The sequence below is a fragment of the Oscillatoria sp. FACHB-1407 genome, assembly GCF_014697545.1.
GTDB lineage: Bacteria > Cyanobacteriota > Cyanobacteriia > Elainellales > Elainellaceae > FACHB-1407.
Window position 1 is genome coordinate 1 of record NZ_JACJSA010000063.1, and the last position, 3,070, is coordinate 3,070.

Here is a 3,070-nt window from a genome sequence, read left to right on the forward strand (position 1 = left end):
TGCAAGTTTCAAGAAATGGCGGCGTGAAGATTTGGAGTGATCCGTCATAGTGATCCTCTTTAGGAAAAGAATAGAGATGAATAGAGTGGAGAAGCGGAGACGAGAATAGTTCAACAGATGGATTTAGATGATTTGTTTGCGAGCCTGTAGCGTCATTATCAACACTGCAACTGTCAATGTGGGCAGCGCGATCGCCCAAAAGCCAACCATCACCAGCGCCAGCGCACCTGTTGCGGCACCCACAACAAATCCCACCAGAACATTGCCAAACTTCACCATGCGTTTTTTGACCGCTTCTCGTGAAGGGGGATTGGCTTCTTCCCCTACAGGATGACTGAGTCCAATAAGCTGAGACAGGTCAATCACGAATTGGGTAACATTGCCCGTCATAACGGTGGTAGGAGCTAACGTACCAAATGCCTCTTTCATCAGGGCGTTCTGCACACCCATTGCAAAGACTCCTGCTGAACCGACGGTAAACAGGATTCCCGGTGGAATTGGTTGACCTGTCTGTGGAATCAGCACCACGCTCACCCCCAGAAAAATTAGTAAACACAGAGCTTCCAACCACAAGAGGCTAGACGGTTGGCAACGACGCGATCGCCAGTAAGCAACGGTACAAATCACTGCCACCATAAACACAGGAATCACTGCCAATCTCACCCACACATCCTGTTCACCTGTTCCAACTATTTCGGCTCCCGCTACGATGAGATTACCAGTCACATGGGCGGTAAATAGACCATTCAACCCCACATAGCCTAGAGTGTCTACGTAGCCTGCGACCCAACCGAGAATTGCGGTAAGAAGGTGTTCGCGATGCTGGGATGCCATTGAAGGAGTCTCCTGAGTTGGTTAATTTACGATTCCATTTTGGGATAAAGCCAGTTCTTAAATAGCTTTGTGAGTTGTGGCATCACCCCATACGTGAGAATAAGCACTACCAGCCCAGTTGTAATCAATTGATGCAGTAATACAGGTAATCCTTCTAGAAGTGGGGCTATTAGACGACTCAGAATTGCCAGGGTGACAAAAACTCCCAACCATGAAACCAATGCCATTTTGTAACGAGGGGGTGCTTTGAGCAGTTGATGAGGCAGCGTAAACCAGGTTTCCAAGCCCGTCAGGGTTTGAATGGATTCTGGTTTTACAATCAAGGGTTGTAACCGTTCAATCCATTCCCGCCGAATATCCGACTCCAGCCAGGTTTTGAGGTTGTCATAGTGATCGAACTTGAGAATAGCGACATACTCAGGGTGATTGTGTTCATGGGGGCGAATTGTGCTAACCCCCAAATGCCCTTTGAATTTGCGTGCATCGGCAGCAATGCCATGAAACCATTCCTCGTAGCCCTGCTCACGTCCGGGACGGACAACATGAGAAATAATGGCAGTGACTTGCTGGTTTTCTTCCGTCTCAATGATAGGTGGGTTATCTAACATGATATTTTCCAGCTGTACTAACTTTTGGCATGGGCAACTAGGGATACTCCGATAATTACGAAAATCACCCCTGCAATACGCTCTGGACTGGCAGAGTATTTTGTCAGCCCGATCGCCCCAAAATGATCCAAAAATAAAGCAGCGATCATCTGACCGGCGATCGTCAGTGCCAGAGCTAGTGCTGCTCCAATTTTCGGTGTTGTAAAAATGGTTGACCAAACATATAACGTGCCCAAACATCCTCCAATCCACATCCACCAGGATGTTTGAGTTAGAGTTGTCACAGCAGGTAGAGGATATTGAGCACCGAAGCAGATAGTCAGTGACGAAAGAGTACCTACTAAGTATGAGATGAACGTTACCTGCATCGGTTCACCCACATATCGCTTCAGCAGCGTGTTGAGGGCAACTTGAACGGGTAAAACTGCCCCTCCCGCCAATGCTGCAAGCAAGTAAATACTACGTCCGTCCATGAAAGACTCCGAAATTTTAGAGAATAAGTGACAGGAAACTTGTCTCCACTCAGTTAAAAGCTGTAATTCTGCGAGACTGGATGAAGTACATTGCTCACGTAGTGGAGACAAGTTCATTAACTATGCATGAGCCAAAGCAGGGGCTTTTGCATTGCTAGGAGGTGCGCCATGTACCATTGTGTAGGCGTATTCCACACCCACACCGTATGCCCCAGAGTGTTCTTTGACGGCTGCGATCACAGCATCATAGGTTTCCTTACGCGCCCAATCACGCTGGTATTCCAGTAACACCTGTTGCCAGGTTACAGGTACAGCACCTGCTTGAACGATGCGTTGAATTGCCGTGTCATGAGCAACCTGGCTGGTGCCACCAGAAGCATCAACCACAGCGTAGACTTCATAGCCTGCTTCCATCGCTTGAATGGCTGGAAATGCCAGACACACTTCTGTCCACAGAGCCGCCATCACCAGTTTTTTGCGACCAATCCGCTCTACCTCTGCGACAAACTTGGCATCTTCCCAGGAGTTCATGCTGGTGCGTTCGATCGGGGTTTGATCGGGAAAGATTTCCAGCAATTGGGGCCACATATAGCCGCTAAAGCTTTTGGTCTCAACTGTGGTAAGAATGGTTGGTACATTGAAAATTTTGGCTGCCTTTGCCAATCCCACCGTGTTGTTGATTAATGTTTGACGATCAATGTTAGCTACACCAAAGGTCATTTGCGGTTGATGGTCAATAAAAATAATGGTGGAGTTTTCTGGGGTGAGCAAGCTGTGAATCGTCATAAGTTCTCCAAAGTATAATTGAGATTGCATTCACTGTTACAATGATTGCTTCGTAACAAAATTGCTATTCGCTTCATTGCTTTACTCAATAAATTACTGAAGTTGCATCTTCTTGGGAACTAGCCAAACTATGCCTCTTCTTACCTGCTTCTTAGATGGTTGAAAACCTGGCTAGTTGGCTAGGCTCATTTAAATTCAACTGAAATTAGAGTATTGTCTTTTGTAGTTCATGTCTCCTCAAGAACTATAAAAGTGGAAGAATTACGCCGAGAAGTGCTGTCTCATCCCACGCTCCATCATGTCGAATCCCATTGATAAAAAAGGTGGGTGTTTGAATCACACCACTTTTTACTCCACTGTCATAATCTG

4 protein-coding genes are annotated in these 3,070 nt (G+C 46.7%); all 4 read right to left on the reverse strand.

The window, feature by feature from the left end; all coding sequences use genetic code 11:
- Window positions 1-123: 123 nt before the first annotated feature.
- The 4 genes from H6G89_RS34220 to H6G89_RS34235 all read right to left on the reverse strand — a co-directional run bounded on the left by H6G89_RS34220 (window position 124) and on the right by H6G89_RS34235 (window position 2,701).
- Window positions 124-834: a YoaK family protein gene (locus H6G89_RS34220; RefSeq protein WP_190514487.1), complete on the reverse strand. Its 711-nt coding sequence runs from the start codon at window positions 832-834 to the stop codon at window positions 124-126.
- A gap of 26 nt (window positions 835-860) precedes the next feature.
- Complete coding sequence (locus H6G89_RS34225) at window positions 861-1,442, reverse strand: antibiotic biosynthesis monooxygenase (protein WP_190514488.1); 582 nt, start codon at window positions 1,440-1,442, stop codon at window positions 861-863.
- A gap of 17 nt (window positions 1,443-1,459) precedes the next feature.
- Window positions 1,460-1,915 (reverse strand): DMT family transporter, encoded by a 456-nt coding sequence (locus H6G89_RS34230; RefSeq protein ID WP_190514489.1) that lies wholly within the window; start codon window positions 1,913-1,915, stop codon window positions 1,460-1,462.
- Between the two features lie 120 nt (window positions 1,916-2,035).
- The gene (locus H6G89_RS34235) at window positions 2,036-2,701 is read right to left on the reverse strand and encodes a hydrolase (protein WP_190514490.1); all 666 of its coding nucleotides are present in this window, start codon (window positions 2,699-2,701) and stop codon (window positions 2,036-2,038) included.
- Between the last annotated feature and the right edge of the window lie 369 nt (window positions 2,702-3,070).

What these genes read in the sequence shown, in the direction of transcription:
- H6G89_RS34225 (WP_190514488.1), bottom strand. Translation starts at nt 1,442, where the DNA reads ATGTTAGATAACCCACCTATCATTGAGACGGAAGAAAACCAGCAAGTC.
- H6G89_RS34230 (WP_190514489.1), bottom strand. Translation starts at nt 1,915, where the DNA reads ATGGACGGACGTAGTATTTACTTGCTTGCAGCATTGGCGGGAGGGGCA.
- H6G89_RS34220 (WP_190514487.1), bottom strand. Translation starts at nt 834, where the DNA reads ATGGCATCCCAGCATCGCGAACACCTTCTTACCGCAATTCTCGGTTGG.
- H6G89_RS34235 (WP_190514490.1), bottom strand. Translation starts at nt 2,701, where the DNA reads ATGACGATTCACAGCTTGCTCACCCCAGAAAACTCCACCATTATTTTT.